At 61.9% G+C, this 24,849-nt stretch carries 22 protein-coding genes and 1 other annotated feature; of the genes, 5 read left to right on the top strand and 17 right to left on the bottom strand.

The window, feature by feature from the left end; translation table 11 throughout:
• The first annotated feature begins 1 nt into the window (after nucleotide 1).
• Nucleotides 2-703, top strand: a complete 702-nt coding sequence (locus ACH82I_RS17850) for a LysR substrate-binding domain-containing protein (protein WP_413336783.1) — start codon at nucleotides 2-4, stop codon at nucleotides 701-703.
• A 1-nt stretch (nucleotide 704) separates the two neighbouring features.
• Here the strand turns inward: ACH82I_RS17850 and argH are convergent, their stop codons facing one another.
• The 7 genes from argH to argC all read right to left on the bottom strand — a co-directional run bounded on the left by argH (nucleotide 705) and on the right by argC (nucleotide 8,245).
• Nucleotides 705-2,126: an argininosuccinate lyase gene (gene argH, locus ACH82I_RS17845; protein ID WP_413334566.1), complete on the bottom strand. Its 1,422-nt coding sequence runs from the start codon at nucleotides 2,124-2,126 to the stop codon at nucleotides 705-707.
• 99 nt (nucleotides 2,127-2,225) lie between these two features.
• The gene (locus ACH82I_RS17840) at nucleotides 2,226-2,753 is read right to left on the bottom strand and encodes an arginine repressor (protein ID WP_413334564.1); all 528 of its coding nucleotides are present in this window, start codon (nucleotides 2,751-2,753) and stop codon (nucleotides 2,226-2,228) included.
• A complete protein-coding gene (gene argF, locus ACH82I_RS17835; RefSeq protein WP_413334562.1) occupies nucleotides 2,750-3,673 on the bottom strand; it encodes an ornithine carbamoyltransferase in 924 nt (307 codons plus the stop codon). Before argF ends, ACH82I_RS17840 begins: the two co-directional genes overlap by 4 nt.
• 94 nt (nucleotides 3,674-3,767) lie before the next feature.
• Nucleotides 3,768-4,985: an acetylornithine transaminase gene (locus ACH82I_RS17830; RefSeq protein WP_413334561.1), complete on the bottom strand. Its 1,218-nt coding sequence runs from the start codon at nucleotides 4,983-4,985 to the stop codon at nucleotides 3,768-3,770.
• Nucleotides 4,978-5,964, bottom strand: coding sequence for an acetylglutamate kinase (gene argB, locus ACH82I_RS17825; RefSeq protein WP_413334559.1), 987 nt, complete (start codon nucleotides 5,962-5,964; stop codon nucleotides 4,978-4,980). The genes ACH82I_RS17830 and argB overlap by 8 nt, the downstream gene beginning before the upstream one ends.
• Entirely contained in the window at nucleotides 5,961-7,139 is a 1,179-nt protein-coding gene (argJ, locus tag ACH82I_RS17820) for a bifunctional glutamate N-acetyltransferase/amino-acid acetyltransferase ArgJ (protein ID WP_413334557.1), read from the bottom strand. Before argJ ends, argB begins: the two co-directional genes overlap by 4 nt.
• A complete protein-coding gene (gene argC, locus ACH82I_RS17815) occupies nucleotides 7,136-8,245 on the bottom strand; it encodes an N-acetyl-gamma-glutamyl-phosphate reductase (RefSeq protein WP_413334555.1) in 1,110 nt (369 codons plus the stop codon). The genes argJ and argC overlap by 4 nt, the downstream gene beginning before the upstream one ends.
• Nucleotides 8,246-8,289: 44 nt before the next feature.
• Between argC and ACH82I_RS17810 the strand changes: the two genes are divergently transcribed.
• Nucleotides 8,290-9,264, top strand: coding sequence for a quinone oxidoreductase family protein (locus tag ACH82I_RS17810; protein ID WP_413334553.1), 975 nt, complete (start codon nucleotides 8,290-8,292; stop codon nucleotides 9,262-9,264).
• A gap of 270 nt (nucleotides 9,265-9,534) precedes the next feature.
• Here ACH82I_RS17810 and ACH82I_RS17805 read toward each other — a convergent pair whose 3' ends face one another.
• The 5 genes from ACH82I_RS17805 to ACH82I_RS17785 form a co-directional block, all read right to left on the bottom strand.
• Nucleotides 9,535-11,154: an N-acyl-D-amino-acid deacylase family protein gene (locus ACH82I_RS17805; RefSeq protein ID WP_413334551.1), complete on the bottom strand. Its 1,620-nt coding sequence runs from the start codon at nucleotides 11,152-11,154 to the stop codon at nucleotides 9,535-9,537.
• Between the two features lie 3 nt (nucleotides 11,155-11,157).
• Entirely contained in the window at nucleotides 11,158-12,603 is a 1,446-nt protein-coding gene (locus ACH82I_RS17800) for a Na+/H+ antiporter NhaC family protein (RefSeq protein WP_413334550.1), read from the bottom strand.
• Nucleotides 12,604-12,650: 47 nt separating this feature from the next.
• The gene (locus tag ACH82I_RS17795) at nucleotides 12,651-14,021 is read right to left on the bottom strand and encodes a diaminopimelate decarboxylase (RefSeq protein WP_413334548.1); all 1,371 of its coding nucleotides are present in this window, start codon (nucleotides 14,019-14,021) and stop codon (nucleotides 12,651-12,653) included.
• A gap of 45 nt (nucleotides 14,022-14,066) precedes the next feature.
• The gene (locus tag ACH82I_RS17790; RefSeq protein ID WP_413334546.1) at nucleotides 14,067-14,519 is read right to left on the bottom strand and encodes an IS3 family transposase; all 453 of its coding nucleotides are present in this window, start codon (nucleotides 14,517-14,519) and stop codon (nucleotides 14,067-14,069) included.
• Nucleotides 14,517-14,645, bottom strand: a sequence feature (AL1L pseudoknot). Its footprint overlaps the gene before it by 3 nt.
• On the bottom strand, nucleotides 14,606-14,911 hold the full coding sequence (locus ACH82I_RS17785; protein WP_413334544.1) for a transposase: 306 nt from the start codon (nucleotides 14,909-14,911) through the stop codon (nucleotides 14,606-14,608). Its footprint overlaps the feature before it by 40 nt.
• On the opposite strand from ACH82I_RS17785, the gene ACH82I_RS17780 reads away from it, so the two are divergent.
• On the top strand, nucleotides 14,861-15,307 hold the full coding sequence (locus ACH82I_RS17780) for a putative glycolipid-binding domain-containing protein (protein WP_413334542.1): 447 nt from the start codon (nucleotides 14,861-14,863) through the stop codon (nucleotides 15,305-15,307). The genes ACH82I_RS17785 and ACH82I_RS17780 overlap by 51 nt on opposite strands.
• Nucleotides 15,308-15,356: 49 nt before the next feature.
• Here ACH82I_RS17780 and ACH82I_RS17775 read toward each other — a convergent pair whose 3' ends face one another.
• Nucleotides 15,357-15,986 (bottom strand): LysE family translocator, encoded by a 630-nt coding sequence (locus ACH82I_RS17775; protein WP_413334540.1) that lies wholly within the window; start codon nucleotides 15,984-15,986, stop codon nucleotides 15,357-15,359.
• A 5-nt stretch (nucleotides 15,987-15,991) separates the two neighbouring features.
• On the bottom strand, nucleotides 15,992-16,564 hold the full coding sequence (locus ACH82I_RS17770) for a CGNR zinc finger domain-containing protein (protein WP_413334538.1): 573 nt from the start codon (nucleotides 16,562-16,564) through the stop codon (nucleotides 15,992-15,994).
• Nucleotides 16,565-16,776: 212 nt separating this feature from the next.
• On the opposite strand from ACH82I_RS17770, the gene ACH82I_RS17765 reads away from it, so the two are divergent.
• Both ACH82I_RS17765 and ACH82I_RS17760 read left to right on the top strand, forming a co-directional pair.
• Entirely contained in the window at nucleotides 16,777-17,265 is a 489-nt protein-coding gene (locus ACH82I_RS17765; RefSeq protein ID WP_413334536.1) for an alpha/beta fold hydrolase, read from the top strand.
• Between the two features lie 90 nt (nucleotides 17,266-17,355).
• The gene (locus ACH82I_RS17760) at nucleotides 17,356-17,688 is read left to right on the top strand and encodes a hypothetical protein (protein ID WP_413334535.1); all 333 of its coding nucleotides are present in this window, start codon (nucleotides 17,356-17,358) and stop codon (nucleotides 17,686-17,688) included.
• Nucleotides 17,689-18,343: 655 nt separating this feature from the next.
• Here ACH82I_RS17760 and ACH82I_RS17755 read toward each other — a convergent pair.
• From ACH82I_RS17755 to ACH82I_RS17745, 3 genes are all read right to left on the bottom strand, one after another.
• Nucleotides 18,344-21,523 carry a type I restriction endonuclease subunit R gene (locus tag ACH82I_RS17755; RefSeq protein ID WP_413334533.1) on the bottom strand — a complete coding sequence of 1,060 codons (3,180 nt, stop codon included), beginning with the start codon at nucleotides 21,521-21,523 and terminating at the stop codon, nucleotides 18,344-18,346.
• Nucleotides 21,524-21,528: 5 nt separating this feature from the next.
• Nucleotides 21,529-22,554, bottom strand: a complete 1,026-nt coding sequence (locus ACH82I_RS17750) for a restriction endonuclease subunit S (RefSeq protein ID WP_413334531.1) — start codon at nucleotides 22,552-22,554, stop codon at nucleotides 21,529-21,531.
• Between the two features lie 215 nt (nucleotides 22,555-22,769).
• Nucleotides 22,770-24,773: a type I restriction-modification system subunit M gene (locus ACH82I_RS17745; protein ID WP_413336782.1), complete on the bottom strand. Its 2,004-nt coding sequence runs from the start codon at nucleotides 24,771-24,773 to the stop codon at nucleotides 22,770-22,772.
• Between the last annotated feature and the right edge of the window lie 76 nt (nucleotides 24,774-24,849).

The raw sequence follows: 24,849 nt of genomic DNA, 5'->3' as shown, positions 1-24,849 counted from the left end.
TGTGGCGGAGGCCGTCGAATCACTCAACGACGAATCCGCCATCGTGCGCGGACCCTTGTGCATCGGCTGCATACCCACGGCAGCGCCTCGCATACTGCCGACCGCTGCCGCGAAGTTCATCAATCAGCTGCCTGAAGTCGATATCAAATTCGTTGAGGCCCATCCGATGACGATCCAGCAGATGATCCAAGGCGGCGACATTGATGTGGCCGTGATGTACCGCAAACAGGTGCAGCTAGAAGGCCTGATCAAGCATGTCCTCGCGGACGTCCAGCTGCACGCGATCATCTCCGCCGATCACCCGTTGGCCGACAGGACAGGAGTAGAGATCAGCGAACTCATCGGCGACCCGCTCATCCTCCTGGACTCTCCGCCGACCGCCGACCTGCTGATCAGCCAGATCCGCAGTCTCGGCCACGAACCATCCGTCAGATGGCTTCTGCCGAATGCCGAGACCATCCGTTCGATGGTCGGCCTAGGCCTCGGCTTTTCCCTGGCCAACGCTGTCCCGCACCCGGACACGCGGACATTCGACGGCATGCCCGTGCGCTATCTGCCCGTGACCGACACAGTGTTCTCCAACGAGGTCGTCGCCGTAACTATGGCCGGAGCTCATATGTCGAAGAAGCTCAACACCGCACTCGACGTTCTCCGGGCCACAGTCGACGATACGGATCCGGCGCAATGGCTGAAACGTGACTGAGTCACACACTCCGGGCAGACCCGGCGAACTCCCGCAGTCGCGCCACCTCGGCCTTCGCGTTCGCCAGCTGCGCCTCCACGGCAGACCGGGCAGTGCCACCCTTGGACGACCGCGAATCGATCGAGCCGAGGGTGGTGAGCACCTCGCGCACGTCCGGTGTCAGATGCGAAGAGATCCCGGCGAAGTCCTCGTCGGTCAAGTCCCACAGCTCGACATCGCGGGATTCGGCGAGCTGCACGCACGCTCCCGAGAGTTCATGGGCGACACGGAAGGGCACACCGTTGCGGACGAGCCATTCGGCGATGTCCGTGGCGAGGGCGAATCCGCGCGGGGCCAGGTAGGCCATGCGTTCGGTGTCGAACTTCAGGGTCGCAACCATCCCGGTGAACGCCGGCAGCAGCAACTCGAGGGTGTCGGCGGCATCGAAGACCGGTTCCTTGTCCTCCTGCAGGTCCCGGTTGTACGCCAACGGCAGGGCCTTGAGTGTCGAGAGCAGCCCGGTGAGGTCACCGATGAGACGCCCGGACTTGCCCCGGGTGAGCTCGGCGATGTCGGGGTTCTTCTTCTGCGGCATGATCGACGACCCGGTCGAGTACGAGTCATGGAGGGTGACGAACGAGAACTCCTTCGTCGCCCAAGCGATGACCTCCTCGGACAGGCGAGAGAGATTGATGCCGATCATCGTCGTGATGAACACGAACTCGGCGAAGACGTCGCGGCTCGCCGTCCCGTCGATCGAATTCTCGACCGAGTCATTGAACCCGAGATCCGCGGCCACGGCCTGCGGGTCAAGTCCCAGCGATGACCCGGCCAAAGCACCCGAACCGTAGGCAGAGACCCCGGCCCGCAAATCGAAGTCGGCGAAGCGGGCAACGTCGCGCAGCAGCGGCCAGGCGTGGGCGAGCAGATGGTGGGACAGCAGCACCGGCTGTGCGTGCTGGAGGTGGGTGCGTCCGGGCATCGGTGCCTCGGGGTGTTCCTCGGCCTGGGCGATGAGGACCTCGACGGCGTCGAGGACGAGACCGGCGATCTCCCGGGAATGATCGCGCAGGTACATCCGCCCCATGGTCGCGATCTGATCGTTCCGGGACCGTCCGGCACGCAGCTTCCCGCCGAGTTCGGGTCCGGCGATCTCGATGAGTCCGCGCTCGAGCGAGGAGTGGACGTCCTCATCGGATTCGGCGGCTACCCATTCTCCGGCCTCGACCTGGCGGGAGAGTTCGTTCAGGGCATCGGTCATGCCGACCAGCTCGTCATCGGTAAGCAGTCCGGAACGGTGGAGGACCTTCGCGTGCGCCTTGGATCCGGCGATGTCATACTGCGCCAGGCGCCAGTCGAAGTCCGTGGACTTGCTGAGTTTGGCCAGGGCATCGGCCGGGCCGTCGGAGAACCGTCCGCCCCACAGGCTCAGTCGTTCGCTCACAGATCGTCCTTTCCTGGCCGCGTCGCGTCCGCGCCGCCGGTCCATGCTTCATCGTTCGTTGTCATTGTCGCAGGTCTCGGTCCCCGCCGAGACGGTCGCTCACGCGTCGGTGTCGCCGCTCGCCGCGTATCCGAGGAAGGTCTCGGCCACGGTCGCTCCCCCGACGGTGGCATCGGCGATGACGAGGACCGTGTCGTCCCCGGCCAACGTGCCGAAGATCCCGGTCATCGAGGAGCGGTCGATCGCCGAGGCGAGGTATTGGGCCGCTCCCGGCGGGGTGCGCAACACGACCATATTGTCCTGGGCGACCGCGGAGACGAGGAGTTCCTCGAGGATCCGCGGCAGCTTCGCATCCAAGCTGTCCCCCGTCGACTGCTGCAGGGACCGGTCCCCACCCTCACCGGGGACGGCGTAGACGGATCCGGAGGTGGATCGGATCTTCACGGCCCCCACCTCGGCGAGGTCGCGGGACAGCGTCGCCTGGGTGACGGTGATGCCCTGCGTCGCCAGGGCCTCGGCCAACTCGATCTGGGAGTGCACGGACTCCCGGGTGATGAGGTCGATGATCTTCTGCTGGCGGGCCGTCTTCGTCAGCGGCGCGGAATTCGCCCCGGGGTTCTCGCTCATCGGCTTTCCAACAGGAACGTCAGCAGGGCCTTCTGCGCGTGAAGGCGGTTCTCGGCTTCATCGAAGACCACCGAGGCGGGGCCGTCGATGACCTCGGCTGTGACCTCTTTGCCGCGGTAGGCGGGCAGGCAGTGGAGGAAGATCGGGTCGTTGCCGAGTTCCATGAGTTCCTGGCTGACCTGGTACTTCGTGAACGGGGAGGCTTCGTCGTCGCGGCCGGCGGCGTCCTGGCCCATGGACACCCAGGTGTCGGTGACGAGGACGTCGGCGCCGTTCGCAGCGGCCACCGGATCGTCGGTGACGGTCAGGGATCCGCCGGTGGCCTGCGCCAGGGCCTCGGCTTCATCGACGATAGCGGCGGCCGGCTGATGGTCGGCCGGTGCGGCGATGCGCACGTGCATGCCCGCGTTGACTCCGCCGAGGGCGTAGGAGTTAGCCATGTTGTTCGCGCCGTCACCGTAGTAGGCCATGGTCTGGCCTTTGACGTCCCCGCGATGTTCGCGGATAGTCTGCAGGTCGGCCAGGATCTGGCAGGGGTGGAAATCGTCGGACAGCGAGTTGACGACGGGCACCGACGAGTACTCGGCCATCTCGTCGAGTCCGGCCTGGGCGTAGGTGCGCCAGATGATCGCCGAGACCATCCGCGACATCACGCGGGCGGTGTCGGCGATGGATTCCTTGTGTCCGAGCTGCGCCTCACCGGGGTTGATGATGAGCGGCTGCCCGCCGAGTGCGGCGATCCCGGCGGCGAAGGACACCCGGGTCCTTGTCGAGGTCTTGTCGAAGATGACGGCCGCGGTCTGGGGTCCTGCCAACGGGGTTCGCGAGTAGGGGGCGGCCTTGAGTTCGGCGGCGAGGTCGAGGACCTGGGCCTGTTCGGCCGGGGTGAGGTCGGTGTCCTTGAGGAAATGGCGTGTCATGAGGTGTCCTTCGAAAGTCGTGGGTGGCTGCGCCGAGGTGGCCCGTCGACCCGTGCGAACCCGAGGTTCGCGGGGCGGGTGCCGGTGGGCCGTGTCAGCCGGCGATGAGTCCGGGCAGGGCCGCGAGGAACGGTTTGAGGTCGTCGCGGGTGATGATGAGCGGCGGGGCCAGACGGAGGCGTCCCGGGGCGACGGGGTTGATGATGAAGCCGGCCTCCATTGCGCGGGCGGCCACGGCCTTGGAGTCGGGCACATTTCCGTCCTGGTCGGGCAGGAGTTCGATGCCCAGGAGGAGTCCCTGCCCGGTGATCTCGCCGATGCCGGGGATCTGCTGGAGTTCTCCGGTCAGCGAGGTGCCGACTTCGCGGGCGTTGTCGTTCAGGCCTTCGGTTTCGATGGTCTCGAGGACGGCGAGTGCGGCGGCGCTGGCGATCGGGTTGCCGCCGAAGGTGGTGCCGTGCTGGCCGGGTTCGAGGAGTTTCGTGTTGGCGTCGCCGACGGTGATGGTCGCCCCGATGGGCATGCCTCCGCCCAAACCTTTGGCCAGGGTGATGATGTCGGGGGTGACGCCTTCGCCGATGGCCTGGTCCTGGTGCGCGGTCCAGGAGCCGGTGCGGGCGATTCCGGATTGGACTTCGTCGACGACGAGGAGGGCGCCGACCTTGCTGGTCAGTTCCCGGGCGGCGGTGAGGTAGCCGGCGGGGTGTGTGCGCACGCCGACCTCACCCTGGATGGGTTCGATGAACACGGCGGCGGTGGTGTCGTTGATCGAGGCGGCGAGCGCGTCGACGTCGCCGTAGGGCACGTGGACGACGCCGGGGACTCCGGGGGCGAAGGGTTCCCGGTAGGCAGCTTTCGCGGTCAGTGCCAGGGAGCCCATGGTCCGGCCGTGGAAGGCGCCTTCGACGGCGATGATGATCGGTCGGGACCCTCCCCCGGCGCGGCGGGCCATTTTGAAGGCCGCTTCGTTCGCCTCGGTGCCGGAGTTCGAGAGGAACACGGCCGACCCGCTGGGCAGGTTGAGCACCTCGTGGAGTTTCTCGGCCAGGCCGATCTGCGCCGGTGAGGTGAAGAAGTTCGAAATGTGGCCGAGCGTCGAAGCCTGCTCGGTGATGGCCTTCATCCAGGCGGGGTGGCAGTGGCCGAGTGCGTTGACCGCGATGCCGGCGAGCAGGTCGAGGTACTGCTTACCGGAGGCATCCCAGACATACGAGCCCTCACCGCGGACGAGGTCGAGCTGAGGTGAGCCGAAGACCGGAGAGAGGACGCGGGAGAAGTCGTCCCGCCAGGTCTGTGCGTGTGTGTCAGTCATTGTTCTCCTCCGCGTTTCCTTGGTGTCCGTCGCCGAGTGGTGCGGGTTCGACGACGGTGTCTTCGACCATGGTGCCGATGCCCTCCGAGGTGAATACCTCGAGCAGCAGCGAGTGCGCCATCCGCCCGTCGATGATGTGGGCCTGCTGCACCCCGTGCTCGATGGCTTCCAGCGCCGCGGTCATCTTCGGGATCATCCCCGAATCGAGCGAGGGCAGCAGTTCGCGCAGCTTCGCCGGGCCGATGCGGGAGATGAGCGAGGACGTGTCGGGCCAGTTCGCGTAGAGGCCGGGCACATCGGTGAGCATGATGAGCTTGTCAGCCTTCAGCGCCTTCGCCACCGCCGAGGCGGCCAGGTCGGCGTTGATGTTGAGCGGCTTTCCCGCCTCTCCCCCGATCTCCGAGGCGATCGAGCAGATGACGGGCACCCGTCCGGCGTCGAGGAGTTCGTTGATGACGGTGGTGTTGACCTGGGCGATCTCGCCCACTCGGCCGAGGTCGACGCGCTCTCCGTCCACCTCGGCGTGGGTTTTGTTCGCCAGCAGCAGGTCGGCGTCCTCACCGGAGAGTCCGATGGCGGCGTTGCCGTTCTGGTTGATGCGGGAGACGATGTCGCGGTTGACCTGGCCGGAGAGCACCATGCGGATGACCTCGGCGGCTTCCGGTGTCGTCACCCGCTGCCCGGCCTTGAACTCGGACTCGATGCCCAAGCGATTCAGCATGGCCGAGATCTGGGGTCCGCCGCCGTGGACGACGACGGGGCGGATGCCGGCGAAGCGGAGGAAGGCGATGTCGTCGGCGAAGGACTGCTGGAGTTCCGGGGAGATCATCGCGTTGCCGCCGTATTTGATGACGATGGTGGCGCCGGCGAAGGTCTTGATCCAGGGCAGCGCCTCGGTGAGCGCTTCGGCCTTGACCTGGGCGGCGGCGAGCCGGGCGGCCGTGGATTTCGTGGACATGTCGTGTGGGTTGGAGCTCATGTTGAGTAGGCGCTGTTCTCTTCGACGTAATCGTGGGTGAGGTCCGAGGTCCAGACCGTGGCGGTGTCGCCTCCTGCATGCAGGTCGATGACGACGTCGACCTGTCGTCGGAATTCGACCTTCTCTGGGTCTTCGTAGGGTCCGGAGGCCCGGCACACCTGCACCCCGTTGATCGTCACGTCGATCTGTGTCGGGTCGAAGTCCGCCGAGGTGGTTCCGACCTGGGCGACGACGCGTCCCCAGTTCGGGTCCTCCCCGAAGATCGCGGCCTTGAACAGGGCCGAGCGTGACACGGAGCGGGAGACCTCGACGGCTTCGGCCTCGGACGCCGCCCCCTGGGTGGTGATGGCGATGTCGTGATGGGCACCTTCGGCGTCGACGTGGAGTTGGTGCATGAGGTCGAGGCAGACCTCGCCGAGGAGGCTCGTGAACTCGTCCGCATCCACCTCGGAGTCATGAGCTCCTGAGGACATGAGGATGACGGTGTCGTTAGTGGACATGCACCCGTCGGTGTCGAGGCGGTCGAAGCTGCGGTTCGTCGAATTGCGCAGTGCTGCATCGAGCACAGACTGGTCGACGTTCGCGTCGGTGGTGATGACGACGAGCATGGTCGCCAGCCCCGGGGCGAGCATGCCCGCGCCTTTGGCCATGCCGCCGATCGTAAATCCGCTGGTCCCGGTGCGGGTGGCGGTCTTGGCGACGGTGTCGGTGGTCATGATCGCGTCGGCGGCGGACACTCCGGCTTCGGGCGAATCGGCGAGGTTATCGACCAGATCGGGCAGGTGGTCGATGATCGTGTCGCGGAAGTCCTGGCCGCCGACGCCGATGAGGCCGGTCGAGCACACGAGCACCTCGTCGGTGGTCGTCGCCTGGCCAGTTTCGGTGAGGAGTTGGGCGGTGGTCGACGCGGTCAGGGTCGTCGTTTCGTACCCGAAGTCACCGGTGTAGCAATTGGCTCCTCCGGAGTTGAGGACGACGGCGCGGGCCTGGCCGTTGGCGGAGACCGTCTGGGACCACAGCACCGGGTTGGCCTTGCACCGATTGGAGGTGTAGACGGCGGCGACGGCGTTGGACGGGCCGGTGTTGACGACGAGGGAGAGGTCTTTGGTGCCGCTGGGTTTGAGTCCGGCGGTCAGTCCGGTGGCAATGAAGCCCTTCGGCGTGGTCACGCTCATGGGGCGACTCCTTCCAGGGGAAGTGCGGTGGTCTCCTCGAGGCCGAGGGCCAGGTGGATGGATTGCAGGGCTTGTCCGGCGGTGCCGCGGACGAGGTTGTCCAGGGCCACGACGACGAGGATCTTGCCGGCCCGTTCGTCGACGGTGAATTGGATCTGGGCGACGTTGGAGCCGGTGGTCGCCGAGGTGCGCGGCCATTGGCCTTCGGGCAGCACCCGGACGGAGGGCTCATCGGCGTAGACCCGGGTGAAGGCACTGTTCAGCTGGGCCTTCAGTGCCGCTGCGTCGATGAGTCCTTCGGCGGTGCGCGGTGCGGCCTCACCCGGGTCGGCGGTGATGGTCGCCAGTATCCCCCGGGCCATGGGTACGAGTGTCGGGGTGAAGGAGATCCGGGTCGGGCCCCCGGCGGCGTCAGCGCCGAGACAGACGTTGAGGTTCTGTTCGATCTCGGGCACGTGCCGGTGGGTGCCGCCGGTGCCGTACGGGGACGCATCGCCGAGGACTTCCGCGGCTGTCAGGTGCGGCTTGAGAGCCTTCCCCGCCCCGGAGACTCCATTGGCGAGTACGGCATTGAGCCCGCTGGGTACGGCGAGCCCGGCCTGAATGAGTGGCGCGAGCCCGAGGGTCACGGCGGTGACGTTGCAACCGGGCACGGCGATGCGCTTCGTGGCCTTCAGCGTCTCGCGCTGCTTGGCACCGCTGCCGGTGAGCAATTCGGGCAGTCCGTAGGTCCAGGTGCCCTGGTGCTCGGAGCCGTAGAACTTCTCCCAGGCGGCGGCATCGATGAGGCGGTGGTCGGCGGCGAGGTCGACGATGAGCGTCTCCGGGCTTGTGGCTTCGAGCTCGGCGGCGATGGCTCCGGACTGCCCGTGCGGGAGCGCGAGGATGACGACATCGTGGCCGGCGAGCACCTCGGCGGTGGACTCCTTGACCACAAGATCAGAGAATCGGGGAAGATGGGGTTGATGTCGGCCGAGCGTCTCGCCCACGGAGGAATGACCGCACACCGTGGTGACTTTCAATTGGGGGTGGGTGCTCAGCAGCCGGAGGACCTCTCCCCCGGCGTATCCGGTGGCACCGGAGACGGCAACCGTAAGATCGTTCATATGTATAACTATACCAGCACATTAAATTATATGCAGGAGGCGTGATGACCCAGGCAGTGCGAGCGATGAAGGCAGGCGGACCCGAGGTCCTCGAGTTCGGTGAGGTTCAGACCCCGAGGCCGGGTGCCGGTGAGGTGCTCGTCGATGTCGAGGCTGCGGGTGTGAACTTCATCGATACGTATCGTCGTTCGGGTGTGTATCCGATGGAGTACCCGCACATCGTCGGCTCCGAGGGCACCGGCCGCATCGCCGAGGTGGGCGAGGGCATCGAGAGCTGGAAAGTCGGCGATCGCGTGGCGTGGCATGAGGCTCCCGGGTCGTATGCGACGCAGGTTGTCGTCAACACGGACAACCTTTTGCGTGTGCCTGAGGGCGTGAGCACCGAGGTGGCTGCCGCGATGCCGCTGCAGGGTCTCACCGCACAGTATCTTGCGACGAGTTCGCATGAGATCAAGCCGGGACAGACCGCATTGGTGCACGCCGGTGCCGGTGGAGTCGGACTGTTGCTCACGCAGATCATCAAGCACTTGGGCGGCAACGTCATTTCGACGGTGAGCACCGAGGAGAAGGCAGAGCTCTCCCGTAAGGCCGGAGCCGATGAGGTGTTCCTCTATGGTGAGGGCGTCGACATCACGGCGAAGGTCAAGGAGCTTACTGACGGTGAGGGCGTCGATGTTGCGTATGACGGCGTTGGCAAGGACACCTTCGATGCGTCCTTGGCCTCGATCAAGCCGTTGGGTTCGATGGTGCTCTTCGGCGGAGCATCCGGCCAGGTGCCGCCGTTCGACATTCAGCGCCTGAATTCCTCGGGCGGAATCTTCCTGTCTCGTCCGTCGCTGGCATGGTTCGTGCGCAGTTCGGAGGAGCTGGCGAAGCGTTCGGCCATGCTCTTCAACGGCATCGAACACGGCTGGCTGAACTTCCGGGTGGGTGCGACGTTTGCGTTGGCGGACGCTGCTGATACGCATCGGGCGCTCGAGGGTCGGGAGACTACGGGGAAGGTTGTGCTGACCACCTAATCGGGTCTCAAGGCTGAATTGGTGCGCGCCCTCCATCATCGGGGAGGCCGCACCAATTCATGGACAGCAGTATGCGCGGTTCAACGTTTCAATTGGCATTACCCCACACCCACGGTCAATTCGGTTAGTCCGCAGCCACGCGTTCGCGTCGATGTTCGGTTGCCGAGACACGAAATATGAGCGCGCCGTCATCGACTAAGCCATAGGCTTTACCGCTGGAGCCCCAAACACCAAAACGCCCATTCCGTGTTCACCGACCATCGATCAAGGTCAGCGTTTCCGCAATACGTTCCCGTACCGTTGGCCGGTGACCTGACCGTCCTTGACCGCGATGTTCCCCGCGACGATCACCGTCGATAATCCACTCGCCAGTTGCCAAGGATCATTGTAGGTCGAGTTCTCGCGGACGGAGGCCGCGTCGAAGATTGCGATGTCTGCAATCTTGCCCTGGGCGATGACGCCCCGATCCTCCATTCGCAGTCTCTCCGCTGGCTGGCTCGTCATCTTTCGTACTGCTTCCTCGAGCGGAATAAGCCCGTCTTCGCGGACATACTTGCCCAGTACACGGACGAAGGTTCCAAACGACCTTGGGTGCGGCATTCCCTCGCCTTCGGGCCGTAGTATCCAGCCGTCGCTCGCGACAGAGACGAGTGGATGGGAAAGCACCCTCGCGACGTCCTCAGGATCCATCGCGTGGTTAACGATTCCAACGGAAGCTCCGTGCGCCGAGAGGACTCGCATCGCGGCTTCCTCAGCAGAGCAGCCTACTTTTCGCCCAATCTGGGCAATCGACTCTCCAATTGCCCACGTGTAGTCGTCCTCAGTATCACCCGCACCGAGAGCGGCGATCACGACGCCTTCCGGGTCGATATCTTTGCCGAACCTGGCTGCCATGTCTTTAGCAATCTTCGGACGCTGACCTGGATCGGCGAGTCGCGCAAGCAGCGCGTCCTGACCACCGTCCATGGCGTAACCCGGAAGTCTCGATGTCAGCCTTGTGCTCGATGCCGTGTAGGGGTAAACATCAGCTTTGACGTCGAGTCCACCCTCCCGCGCTTTTTCAATCCGTTCCAATGCAAGAGCCGGGGACCCATAGTTCTCTGGCCCCATCGCCTTGAGATGAGAGATCTCCAACCTGGCTCCGGCGACAGTGGCCGCGTCGATAGCCTCGTCCACTGCGGCGAGAAGACTATGAGATTCATTCCGCATATGAGTTGAGTAGAGCAAGTCGTTCTCTGCAGCTTCTGCTACCAGCGCCGCTACTTCGTCCGGCTGTGAATACATCCCCGGCGCGTAGATGAGTCCACTGGAGAAACCGTAGACTCCGGCTTCGGCAGCCGCAGCAACTTGGCTCCTCATCGCGTCTAGTTGTCGGGAGTCTGCTGCTGCATCAATGGGGCCCATGACATAAGAGCGAATGCTCGATAGCCCTACTTGAAGGGCGATATTGATACCCGGTGCGGCATCCTCCACCGCCTCGGAGAATCCACGTGCGCCAGTCCATTCGCCAGTGAACTCTGCGTCGAGGTGAGCGTTGTCTCGCTGTATCTGAGCAACTGACTTAGCTGGGAACGGCGAGGATCCACAGTTTCCGACGAGCGCGGTGGTCACGCCTTGGAGTAACTGTGTCTGAGCGGCTGGGTCCGCCATGACTGAGAAGTCGGCGTGGGAATGCAGATCGATGAAACCGGGAGCCAGTACCTGACCATGAGCATCAATCGTTAGACGGGCCCTGTCATCGTGTGCAGCATCCGCGTCGCGATTTGAGGCCGCTTCGAGGGTTTGGGAGATATGTGCGATGCGGCCGTCCCGGACCCCGACCTCGCCGTGGAAGCCGGGACTTCCTGTGCCGTCGATAATTTGAGCGTTGGTGATGAGGAGATCGAACACTGTTTACCTCGTTTCGAAGAAGAGGAAGAGGAAATACATGATGCAGGCGGGTACTAGGAGCATCCAACCAGTGATCAGCATGTTGCGCAGATTCGTTGACCGGGCTAGGCCCATGACGCCGATCATGTTTCCGTTGGGGAACGGCCCGTAGGTGTCAGCTTTAGAAGCAAAGAGAAGCACGATGACCCACGACCCGGCGCTCACACCAAGGGTAGCCCCGAGATCGCCGAAGACCTTATCAAGAAGTACGACTTGTGCTGCTGTCGCTCCGGGAACACCGACCCAGCCGAGGAGCGCGATGATGATGGTGAAGACCAATGGAGACGCGGATTCGAGCTGCGTGCCGAACAAGTCCATGACCACGTCGAATGGGGCCAACTTGTCGATGAGGATGAAGAGCGCCGCGAGCAGCCAGAAGAGGATGAAGATGCTGATGACTTGGGAGCAACCACGGTAGATCGTTGAAACGATGTCTTGAACGCGCATTCGGCTAGCTATAGCGGTCGCAACACCTAGTACCGGCAGGGCGAGCAACGGGAAGGTCGTTCCAGCAGAGGTGACGGCTGCGAAGACGACTGACACAGCCAGCAGTCCGAGGAATACGAAGGTAGGAACACGTGACCCAGTTGTCTCAGCAGATCTCGCATCGCCTACTTCTTCGGTGGAATAGAAGTCATCCTTTTTGCTGGTCCACCGCTGCATAAGCGCCACCACCGGTACGCCGACAACGAGGGAAAGTAGCGCGATGGGCCCTCCACCATAAAGCACGTACTGCGCATAGTTGACCTCAGCCGCTTCCATGATCGCGACGTTGGAGCCGGCAAAGGGAGCGAGCGCGAGCCCGGCGCAGCCACCGATGAACAGCATCGACGCTGTGGCTGATTTCGTATATCCGAGACGAGCAGTGATCGGAAGCAGGATCGGGGCGGCGATGGCAATGGCACCGGCCAGGGTGCCCAGTGCTGCAACGAGGATCAGGCAAGAGACCATCACTCCGAAGACCATCATGTTCTTGCCGCTTCGCCCGAAAACGTGCATGACGGTCGAGACAATGCTCTGGGCGACGCCAGTGACTTTGAGAATTTCGCCGACGCCTGCGCCGAGCATGATGATCAGACCAATGATCGTAATCTGGTCTGCCAACGATTCACCGAGCATCTCACCGATCTCGATGGCTCCCATTTTGGCGATGATGATTCCTGAGACCACCGCGACGACGGTGGCCACGACGATGTCCATTCCGAGGATCGCCAGCACCGCGTAGAGGACGATAGGGAGCAGGCCCCATAGAGTCGGGCCCTCCGATATGAACGCAGCAATAACGGCCAGAACGACGCCGGCGGTGGCGAGGATCCATATCAACCGTGATCGGCCAGGTGTCAGCGCAGTTTCATAGGCGTTGGCGGACTTCTCTTGGACTGGGGTTTCTGGAGCGGCTTCGTTGCTCACTGCATTCTCCTTGTTCAAATGTTCTGGGTCGGGTCCGTCGGAGAGCCTCAGGCCGAGGCTTCGGCCAGGACCTCATCCGTTGTCTGCCCTCGTCTGATTTGCACGTAGCACTGTTCATCGTCACCGAAGTACCCGTAGATAGGAGTTCGAGGAAGGAGGTTGTACGAGAAATGGTTGCTGAAGTAGTAGGCACCTGTCTCGGGCACAGCCACGATGTCTCCAGACTTCAGCAGCGGCAGCATCCTGTCTCGGGCCAATAGGTCGCCCGCGAAGCAGGCCGGGCCGGCAATATCGTGTGCGGCAGAGTCTCCTTGTAGCTTGGGCCGGCCTTCACTGTCGAAAGGCAAAATCCGCAAGGGCCAATCATCGGGCGCATAGGCGGTTCGCGTCGCAACTTGAACACCAGCATGTGTGACCGCGATCTTGCGATCGCCTGCAGTCTTCACGTACTCGACGCGAGTCACAATCGTCCCGGCCTTGGCGAGAAGAGCCCGACCGAATTCAGTCACAAGGTCGAAGTTGAAGAGCTCTGGGACCAAGGCTTCCAGCTCTTGACGGTAGTCAGCGAAAGAGGGGGTGATCGCGTCACCAGAGAAGTTGACAGCGAGCCCTCCACCAATATCGATGCGCGTGATCTGTTTGACCGTGCCCCGTTGGCGCGAGGATCGGTCATTGATCTCCTGAGCGAGTGCGACGACTTGAGATATCCCGTCTGCTGCGTGGCGGAGGGTCAGGCCCTGAGAACCTGAGTGCACGTGGATCTGCGACAACCACGGACGGTCCAGGTAGGCCTGAATAATCGCCGCCCTACTTCCTGGATCAGCGAGCCCAAACCCGAACTTCGAGGTTCTCGAGGCCGTGCTCAGAGCCTCGATTTCCCCGGAGCCAGTCTGCGGATTGATCCTCAGGCCGATTACCGACGTGCTTTTACGGCTCCCGGGGTCATCCAGGTCAGAGAGAATCTGGTCGACGCGGTCGAGTTCTTCGACATTGTCGATGTTCATCGATACACCGAGCTCAAGCGTTCGTTTCAACTCAGCGCGAGTCTTCGCGGGTGAGTCAAAGACGATTCTGGCCGGAGAGAACCCCGAGGTCAGGGCCAATTCGAGCTCGCCCTTGCTGGCAACTTCACAACCGGCCCCCATAGAGGCGTAGCGCTGGAGCAACGATTTGATCGGCGCTGCCTTGCAAGCGACCGCATGGAGAGTCATGCCGGATACATCGAACCCTGTATTGAGTTCAAGGAAGAGACGATCAAGAAGGTCGAGATCGATCAGGCCGATCAGCGGAACTTCGTCGTTCAGTTCAGGGAGGCCAGATCGAGTATCGTGCTGTGCAAGCGAGGCGATTGCCCGGTTCCGGCTGGATACGTGGTTGAGAGATTGCGCGGGAGCCGTTTCGATGTCAGTTGAGACCATAACCGCCATGCTACGTAAATCGCGCTTTGCAGAAGCCACAATGGTTCACAATGAATAGCGGCCTTCATTATGAGAATCACACACCAATGACTTCATTGACGCACCCACATCGAGGATGAATGTCGTGTACACCCAACCGGCAGTCGTCGATACATACGTGATGTCCGCGACCCACAAACAGTTCGGGCCACCAGCCTTGAACTCACGTTCAACGAGATCCTCCGGACATTCCTCAGCTCTTGCCGAGGCCGTCTTCGGACGCTTCCGCTTCCGGCGAACCCCGTCGATACCCAACTGGCACATCAACCGCTCCACCGTGCATCGGGCGATATTCCCGAACTGTTCGGCGTACTCACCGTTGATCGCCTTCCACATCTTACGCACTCCGTAACAGGAATAGTTCGCCTCATACACATCCTTGATCACGGCCATCAGTGCCTGGTCCCGACGGGCCCTAGCCGATGGTTTGCGCTTCTTAAACGCGTAATACGAGCTCACAGCAATTCGCGCGGCAGTCCCTGATAGGGCGCGCACGATTGGCTCGACTCCGAACTCGTGACGATTGTTGTCGATGAAGTCGACGACTACTTGGATGGGCGGTCGAGCTCCGCCGCGAAGAAAGCCGAGGCCTTCTTCAGAATCTCGTTGGCACGCCGGGCTTCAGCAAGCTCGGTCCTCAGCCGGCGGTTCTCAGCCTCGAGATCAACTGATTCGACAGGAGTAGCTCGGCCAGTGGCCTTGTGCTTGCGCACCCACACCCGCAATGTTTCCTTACTCAGCCCAAGCTGATTGGCGACGCGACTGATTGCTCCGTTCGCGGTCTCCGGGTCGGCTTGGGCATGGATGACGAGTTCAACGGCACGAGCCTTGAGCTCGTCGGTGTATTTCACTGGCAAGAGAGAATCTCCTTCTTCCAATCTCCCTGCCTCTATTATCCCCGGGGCGATTCAGACCTCCCGGCGCCGGGGGTAGCCGCGGATGCCGATCTTGGCGGGGCTGTCGATTGCGACCTCGGTCGGTGCCCACTGACGAACGTCATGCCCATTCGCCGCCTCGGGCTCCTGCGAAAAGAGGTACCGGACCCTCCTTTGGTCATGGCCTGGATCGACGTGCCCTCGCTTCGAGTGATCCGCAGCGACCAGGTCTACGGGTCGAGCCCGACTGCCGGGAAGGTGCGCTACACCAGTTACAGCAGAGACTTCAGCGCAGAGATCACGGTTGACTCCCACGGAATCGTCATCGACTATCCGGAACTGGCACTACGCTCCGACTTTAACTCGAATTGATCTGCTGATCCGCAGGCTTTGGTTTGAATCAATGGCAGAGTTAGCACTCTCATTGCACGAAGAGATCCACAACCACGAGTGTTGCCAGTGCGAAATAGACTCCGGCCGAAATGTAGTGCAGCACTCTCCCGCCCTTCGCACTGTCAGCAAACCGTGATTGGAACGAACCAGCGAACAGCCCGACGGCACCATAAAGAACGAATTCGATGAAGATGTCGATCACGCTTAACAGTGTCAACTGCAGAGTCGGGCTCGACGCTTCTCCGATGAACTGTGGTAACAGGGCGATGAAGAAGAGAAGCAGTTTCGGGTTTGTCAGGCTAACCAGCAGACCCCGAAGGTACCAACGATCAGGAGCTAGATTGCGCTGATTCCTGGTCGCGGTTCGCGCGGAGCGGAGTGCTCCGATGCCCAGCCAGACCAGATAGCCCGCGCCGAATATTTTGATGACCGTCAGGGCGAGGGCGCTCGAGGCGATTACGGTGCCCAATCCTGCTATGACGATGACCGCGTAGATTCCCATCCCCGAACAGATGCCCGCGATGGCTGACAGCGCTGCCCGTCGACCCCCTCCGAGGCCAACTGCGACCATGTAGGCCAGGTCTGGTCCGGGAGCGATGAGGATAAGTACGACGGCAATAACGAACCCTGGCACTACCGAGAGATCAAACGTCGTCATCACACTCAGCGCCGGGCCAATCCCGCGGCACTCATCCTGCGATGACGGTGACGGTCGACGCGGGCTCGATTGCCGCAGCCAGGACTGCACCACATTTGGTTCGGCCGGGCACGATGAAAGAGCTGACCGCATGATGGAGCTGGGCAGAGGGCGAGGTTGGCGAGATCCTCTCGCGCGAGGAGATCGACCACTGCGGCAGCAAGACGTCCGGCCAGTGCGTCGAACCCGCTCTCCGACGCGGACTGTAGGCGAGAGGTTCCAGCTGTCGGCCCAAGTAACCGGAGGGTGCCGCCGATTTCGATTGCCTCGTTGATGGTGGCAATGTCAGCCTGCGGAAACGTCCTGTCGTCGCAAGCGGCGTGCAAGAGCCGAAGGGCGCAATCGCGGAGGCTGCGCAGTTCCCGAAGGCCCTCTGATGTCAGGACAACGGTGGGCAAGTCAGCAGGTTCCGCTTCGTGCCAGTCGTGAAATTCTTCGACGGAACCAATGAGTTCGATAGTGCTGTTATCGACTACCTTGATCGTGTTGGCGAAATCGACGGCGAGATGGTCGCCCAGCCATGCCCAGGTCGTCTTCATACCCACAGACTGAAGGGTAATGCTATAGTTTGTCAAAAACCATTACATAAAGCTGTCGCGCCTTCGCCCTCACAGTGGCTACTGCTTGTTTCCGATGCGGTCAGATGTACCGCTCAATGCCGAATGGATTTGGAAGGCTTCTTGCAACAGGCGTGGCCGGTTGATCGGGGAATCGCACCTCTTCTCGCAAGCAATACTTTCGCCTCTTTCGCATGTACAACAGCGCTCGAGCAGGCTGGAGCGCTCATACTGGTGAGATGTTCGACAATTTCATCGACGAGATCGTTGTAATTAAGAAATGTGCGCTACGAGTTCGCCGCGCAGGTGAGGGCCCCGTAGCGTTGTTGCTCCATGGGCACCCACGTACGGGATCGACCTGGCATCGAGTCGCGCCCGAACTAGTCGCGGCTGGCTTCACGGTCGTTGTTCCGGACTTACCGGGTTATGGGCGCTCGATTGGCCCTACACCGACGAGAGATCACTCCGCCCACTCAAAACGAGAGATCGCTGGAATATTGGCAACGCTGATGCTCGAACTCGGGTACAAGCAGTACTCAGTTGTCGGACATGACCGCGGCAGCTACGTTGGACTGCGACTCGCTTTGGACTACGCGGATCAGGTCTCGAAGCTGGTGCTGATGGATTGCATCCCCATCAGCGAGCATTTGCTACGCGCGGATGCTCGATTCGCAACTCGGTAGTGGCACTGGTTCTTCTTCGCTCAACCCGAAACGCCCGAACGGGTCATCAATGCGGACCCAGAGGCTTGGTACACCGGCAATCCGGAGACTATGGGATATGAGAACCACGCTGAATGGCGCTTAGCGATGCGCGATCCAAATGTTGTGCGTGCCATGCTTGAAGACTACCGAGCGGGCATCACCATTGATCATGCCCATGAAGAGGCCGATAGAAGAGCTGGCCGTCGCTTGACGATGCCTTTGCTTCTTCTGTGGTCACTACGCGATGACCTGGAAGACCTTTACGGTGATCCGTTACTCATATGGAAGTCATGGGCCGAGGACGTCCGCGGATTCGGGATCGACTCGGGCCACCATATTGCAGAAGAGGCACCAAACGCGCTCGTCAACGCTCTCCTCCCATTCTTCACGGGCAGTCGATGATAGACACCGGGCGAATCGCAGTGGGCCACTGAAACCGACCGGCTTCTAAATCAAGCAATGGGCAATCCGGTTTTGCCTTTTCAAGCGATCTCCTAAGGTCCTCAATGTGGCTACGAGAACAACGCAATGTTCTCATTGACTGTTCCGGCAGGTGGGGCCAATTCAAACCGTCGTGGTGGGGCCGAATTAGGTTGACATAGCCAGCACAGCGTATATGGGTGCTAAGCATCCAGATCGACAAGAACCAGACTCGCTTGATCAGATCAACACGCTCCGCGAGAACTTGCTCATCCTGCGGTTCTGGATCGGTTTGCAGATCGGTGCGAAGCCCAAGTCGCTCACGGAAGCTCTCCCCCGGGACCCTCTTGCAACCGAGTTCGTGCTCTTGGACTGAGATCACACGCCGACTGCAGTCGGCAGATGTCGCGACCGTTCAACAATCGGGCCTCGTGCCGAACGTCGGACGCGAGGACCAGATCAGTGCGCAGACGAACTTGAACCGTTCACAAAACGGGACTGATGCTAGAACAGGTGACAATCGGGGTGTGGACGCCTGCGTTCCTTGATACGAACTCTCACGGCTTCTTACAAGACCGAGACGTGCCCCAGAGCCATACCGTAATGCTCGGCCGTATCAATCGGCCCGATCATGGCACTAGTCGTCATCCATTCGCAACCTGCGCGACTGGTAGAGGTACTGCCCAATCAGTCGAATGAACTCATCAGCGCGGTCACTCTCGCCGGTAAGCGCACCGGTGAGCTTGCCGAACGCTCCTTCGTTGAGGACCGCGGCGTCTGTAAGCGTCTCGCGCAGCTCGGGCGACGCCATGAACTGGTCGAGCGCGTTGTAGTCGATCTGATCAGCGATGCGCGGGTCTTCCTCGGCCATGCCGGCCGCGGCCCGGACGAAGCCTTCGATCTGGGGATCGGCGAACTCCGACCCGAACAACTCGTTGATCTTCGAGACTACCTCCGACAACAGCGCCTGCTGCGGATCCTGCCGCGACACGTGCGATCCGAGACCCGTGATTCCCTGAAGTCCGGGCGTCTTCTGATCACCGGATAGCGCGATGTCGGCGCTGCCCTGATCAATCTGTCTCACCCGACGCATCTCCAAGCCCGACACGTCCACGTCCGGCTCTTCCCCGTCGATCGTCAACAGGCGCATCAGCTGACGTAGGAATTCGGCGAGCTTCTCCAAGTCGCTCGTGCCATAGTCCACGACCTGCGACATGAAGTCATACAGCCTGACGTACGAGCCGCAGTCCTTCCGGAACGTGCGCAGTTCGTCGAGCGCTTCACTGTCTTCGTCGGCCTTCGCCTCGTTCCAGCGGGCGAAGAACTCGTCGCGCGCCGGAGTCACGGCTGCTGCCAGTGCGGCATGCGACTGCTTTCGCGCCCACCATGCTTCCGCGTAGCGCTCGACGTCGTTCGGCGTGTAGATCCGAGCCTGCGCGAGCTTGGTGGCTAGCTGATGTACGAGGTTCGGGTCGGTCTCCTTCTCCACGTGCGCCTCGAGGTAGTACGTCAGAAACGCCTCGAGGATGTCCTCGGGATCGTTGACGAAGTCGAGCACGAACGTACGGTCCTTCAACTCCCCCGACGGCGCACGATACGTGCGGTTCAGACGCGAAAGCGTCTGCACAGCATGCACGTCCGGCAACTTCTTGTCCACGTACATCGCACACAGCAACGGCTGATCGAAGCCGGTCTGGAACTTGTCGGCGACGATCATGAGCCGGTACTCAGGACGACCGAACTCACGGGCGAGGTCGGACCCGACACCAGGGTTCATCGACGCCTCGGTCGCGTCCTCGATGCCGTAGTCCTCGTCGCTCAATTTGCCGCTGAACGCGACGATCGACTGATATGCATACCCTTGCTGCTTGAGGTACTTGTCCGTCTCGAGCTTGTACCGCAGTGCGGCTTGGCGGGAGTCGGTGACGACCATCGCCTTCGCGTGCCCCTCCAGCAGATGCGCGACGTTGGCACGGAAGTGCTCGACGATGATCTCGACCTTCTGGCCGATGTTCGTCGGATGCAGTTTCGCGAACCGCATGATCTTCCGCGTCGCGGTCTTCGGATCCACGAGTGTGTCACCGTCTGGGCCGATCCCCGTTGCGATGCCGGCCTTGCCGTGCTGCTCGATCTCGAACGCCGTTTTGTACGTCTGGTAGCCGCGCAGGACGTCGAGGATGAAGTCCTCCTCGATCGCCTGCCGCATCGGGTACACGTCGAACGAGACCGGCAAGCCATCATCGCCCGCACGACCGAAGAGCTGCTTCGTCTTCGCCTTCGGCGTTGCTGTGAACGCCAACAAGGACACGTTCCTCGCCCGGGCGCGCGCAGCCGTCTCCGAAGCGATCTGAAGTTCACGGACCGCGTCAGCTTCGGCGAGCTGGTTGAGCACGTCCTGGCCATCGAGCTCGCCCTCATCATCAGCGACCTCACCGCCCTCGGTGAGCACCTTCTTCAGCTCCGCCGCAGTCTTGCCCGTTTGGGAGGTATGCGCCTCATCGACGATCACCGCGAAGTTCTTCGAACCGAGCTTCGTTTCCAACAGGTCCTTAACGAACGGGAACGTCTGAAGCGTGACGACGATGATCAGCGACGACCCGGTCAGCGCGTCAAGCAATGCCCGAGACTTCGAGCCACCGGACCGGCGCACGGCAGCCGAGTCGATCACCGCGACACTACCGCCAGTGTCGTCGACCTGCTCCACCGCCTGCTGCAGCTGCGCATCCAGCACTCGGCGGTCCGAGACGATGATGACCTTGTCGAACACCTTCTCATTCGACCGGTCATGCAGGCGCGCCAACTTATGCGCCGTCCATGCGATCGTGTTCGTCTTTCCTGACCCGGCCGAGTGCTCGATGAGGTATCGGCGGCCCGGACCTTCGTCGCTGATCGTGTCGACGAGCTTCCTCACCGCACGCCACTGGTGGTAGCGCGGGAACATCAGTGCTGTCGAGCGCGTGATCTTCCCTGTCGCCGGGTCCTCGTCCACATCAGACTTGAGGAACATCTGTGAGCCAAGGACGGAAAGGAAGTTTTCACGTTTCAGCACCTCCTCCCAGAGGTACGACGTGGCCGGCCCTGAAGGGTTGGCTGGGTTCCCCGCGGCACCGGTGTCGTCATGGCCACGGTTGAACGGCAGGAAGTACGTCTTCTCCCCCGCCAGCTTCGTCGTCATGTGCACCTGGTCGTCATCGACCGCAAAGTGCACCAGTGCGCGGGTACCGAACCCGAGCAGCGGCTGGCCGGCCGGGTCTCGGTCCTTGCGATACTGCGTGACTGCAGTGCGCCACTGCTGCTTGAAGAACGACTTCAATTCGCAGGTCGCCACCGGCAAGCCGTTGACGAAGAAGACGAGGTCGATCGACCTCTTGTCCTCGCGCTTGGGCGAGAAATACACCTGCCGGGCGACACGCAGACGCACCTTCTCATATTTCTCGGTCACGGTCTTGTTCAACGTCGTCGCCGGTTTGAACTGGCACATCCGGAAATGCGCTGTTGCCCCGCGCGTGTGCGAGAACTTCCGGCGCAGCACGTTGAGCGTGCCGCCTCCCGAACTCATCGGGGTATCCAGACGAGTGACGAGCGTCGACAGCAGTGCCTCGCGGTCATCCTGCTCGGCCCCCGTGCCGGCGCGTACGACCTTCGTGTACTCGTCGAGCTGGGTCTCGCTCAGCCACCAGAGCACGTCCTCGGGCCAGATCGCCCGCTCCGCGTCATAGCCCTCGTCGTTCGGGCTGTAGAGCCAGCCATGTTTACCAAGGTATTCGGCGATTTCGACCTCGAGCGCTTCCTCGCGAGTTGCGTCAGATATTGACATCGCCGTCATCCAGCCTTTCGTGCGGTACGGACATCGAACTGCCCAGTGACGGCAGCAGTGATCAGAGCCGAGCGGCGCTCCTTCGCAAGAGCGATGTGCTCCTCTGCCTTTGCGATGAGGATGTCGATGCGGGCGGTCTGTTCGTCGAGGTGAGCAGCGATCCGTATTTGCTCATCGAACCGAGGCACAGGAACCGGAAGCGAACGTATCGCCGAGACATTAATTCGTCTGAAGGTAGCGCCGATCATTGCTCCTTCGATTGCGTGCTCCACCTCTGCGCTCGTCAGTGCGTAACGCAGGAAGGTTGGGTCTATGTTCGCTTTGCGGCGAAGGAGGACGGTCTCCTGCCCAACCGCGAATTCGCGAGTTCCAGGCGCGACTTCCGCCACAAGACCAACAGACACATTCCGAATGAACAGGAGGTCACCGACACGGGGAGCTCGACCAGAGGTGCGGAGATGACTGTAGAACTTCTCAGTCGTGTGCTTGCAATTCGAGAGGTCGACGGTTGCTCCTTGGCACTCGCGGATGCTTGCAACCGGATACTGCTCGTCCTCGTCCACGAAGTCCGCAGTGACGTGGGCACAATCGATAGCGTCAACCACGCGTCGTAGTGGTATGCGCTCTGTCGTAGCGTGCGTCACCTGATGCGTCACCAACGAGGAGCGCCTCTCCCGCAACAGCCCGATTAATTCCTCCTGCTTCGTCACGAGCGCGTCGATCTGGGCTGTCTCTTGGTCCAGGTAGTCGGCAATGGCGCGCTGGTCTTCAAGCGGAGGAGTCGGAACTCCAACCTGCGAAATATCTCGGGCACTAAGATTCGAAAGCCCAGTCGTCGTCGTGGAAAGATAGACGAACTGATTCCTGACGAGCTCCAGATTCATCAGATACCAAAGGAAGCGAGGGAGCATTCGTGATCCGACCCGAAGCCTCTGCATGAAATTGCCAAAGCAAGCCTCAGTCGCTGCAATCTCTGTGTTCACAAGCGTAGTCTTACCAATGTGGGCAGAGCTACCACTTGTCTTCGTCACAAGGAGGTCATCCACAGCGAGTCTTGCTGCGGTCCGTTCATTAAAATTGAGCCCACGCACCGCTGGTGCCGACAATATCCACTGGCCGTCCACGGTCTGATCAGTTGATCGTAGGACAATCGAGTCATTTTCTCCGGTCGGTTCTCTCCCCCAAACGCCGCCGTCGTTTCGGCTTAACAAGAATCGAAGACGGACGATCGGGAACGCCACGGATTTCAAGCTTCTACCTCCCGCAGCAACCCCATAATCTCGCCGACAACGCGCTCGAGGTCGGCGTCGATCTCTTCGATCGCACGAGGGGGCACATACTCGTAGAAGTGGCGAGTGAATGGGATCTCGTATCCGGTCTTCGTCTTCTCCCAATTGATCCACGCATCAGCGACGTGCGGCTTCACTTCGGCGTCGAAGTACGCCTGCACGGTCTCCTCGCAAGCCTCGTGCGTCTTCGGGTGGTGTCCCCAGCCGAACGGGACACTTTCAGTATCGCGCAGGTCAGGATCCGGCTCGAGGTCGCCCTCGTTCTTCCCAGACGGCACGCGGCAGTAGTCAGCAGTATCGTCGTGGACGCCGATCGTTTGCCACAGCTTCTTGCGCTGCGCCGGCGTCAGTCGAACGCCGTGGTCGCCTAAGTGGAGGCCGAGCGCCTTGTCGAACTTCTCCCGGTTCAGGTACACCTCGTCGCCGAACGTTTCGAGCGCCGCGGTGAGGCCCTCGACCTTGGCCAGGGTCTTCTGCTCCGCCACGGCGCTGATCGCCTCTGGCGTGCACTGGAACCGCAGCTGCAACGGGCGCTCGACCGTGACAGTCCAGTACGCGAAGTCGCGCTTGTGGAACGTCTTCACCGGGACCTCGACGTCGTCCTCGCTCAAGGTGCCGGCGAAGGCACGAACGACGGCGTCGCGGTGCGCGTCAGGGATCTCCATCCTCTTCGACCCGATCGACTTGCGCAGCTTCGTGCCGAGCTTCGTCGCATCGATGAGCTGCACCGTGTCCCTGCGATCCTCCGGCTTCGCGTTCGAGAGGATCCACAGGTAGGTCGCGATGCCGGTGTTGTAGAACATGTCGTTCGGCAACGCCACGATCGCTTCGACGAGGTCATTCTCGAGCATGTAGCCGCGAATCTCGGAAGGACCTGAGCCTGCTCCGCCGTTGAACAGCGGCGAACCGTTCAAGACGATGCCGGCCTTACCGCCGCGCCCCGTCTCGTCGACGTCGCGCATCTTCGAGGCGACATGCAGGAGGAAGAGCATCGCCGCATCGCCCACGGCAGGAAGCCCTGGAGCGAAGCGTCCCTGTCCCCCGCGGGCATGCTCGGCCTTCACCTGCGACTCGACGGCCTTCCAGTCGGTGCCGAAAGGCGGGTTCGACAGGACGTAATCGAACTGGCGGTCCTCGAAGCGGTCGACGGTGAGCGTGTCGCCCTGACGCACGTTGGTCGGGTCCTGGCCGGTGATAAGCAGGTCGGCCTTGCAGATCGCGTAGGTGCGCTTGTTAATCTCCTGCCCGTACAGTGCCGTCGACGCGTCCGGGCTGAAGCTGCGCAGGTGCTCGTCGGCGACACTGAGCATGCCGCCGGTGCCGACAGTCGGGTCATAGATCGACCGGACAGTGCCGCGACCACGGAGCGCATCGGCGTCGTCGGCATAGAGGAGATCAACCAGGAGGCGGACGACGTCACGAGGCGTGTAGAACTGACCCGCGCCTTCGTTGGCCGACTCGGCAAAGCGGTAGATGAGGTTTTCGAACAGATCGCCCATATCGGCGTTGGATACCGCGCCCGGCGACAGGTCGATTCCCTCAAAGTGCCGGGTCACCTGCGACAGTCGTTCGCGGTTATCGAGCGTGCGGATGATGTTCTCGAAGTCGAAAGACTTGAACACATCGAGGTTCGCCGAGAACCCGCCGACGTAGTCGATCAGGTTCTCCGCGAGGTTGTCGGGATCTTCGAGAGCCTTCTTCAGCGTAAAGTCGCTTGTCGTCCAGAACGACAGACCCGGATTGTCAGCCGTCCGAGTCTTCAGCTTCAGATGCGTGCGTCGCTGCTGCTCACCCTCGTAGCGGGCAACGACCTCCGCCATCACCTCCCGATGCGGATCCATGACACACTCCAAGCGTCGCAGCACTGTGAAGGGAAGAATGACAGAGCCGTACTCGGACTCGGAGTACGGGCCGCGCAGAGTGTCTGCAACACTCCAGACGAAGCCTGACAGAGCTGACACGATCGAAATTTCTCCTGGTAGACGAGGCAAATTCGTGAGTTGGCTCAATACTACCGGCGAGGTAAGACACAACGAC

The organism is Brevibacterium sp. GP-SGM9 (genome assembly GCF_047300845.1).
GTDB lineage: Bacteria > Actinomycetota > Actinomycetes > Actinomycetales > Brevibacteriaceae > Brevibacterium.
Note: the sequence above shows the minus strand (reverse complement) of the source record. Positions and strands in the feature narration are given on the sequence as shown.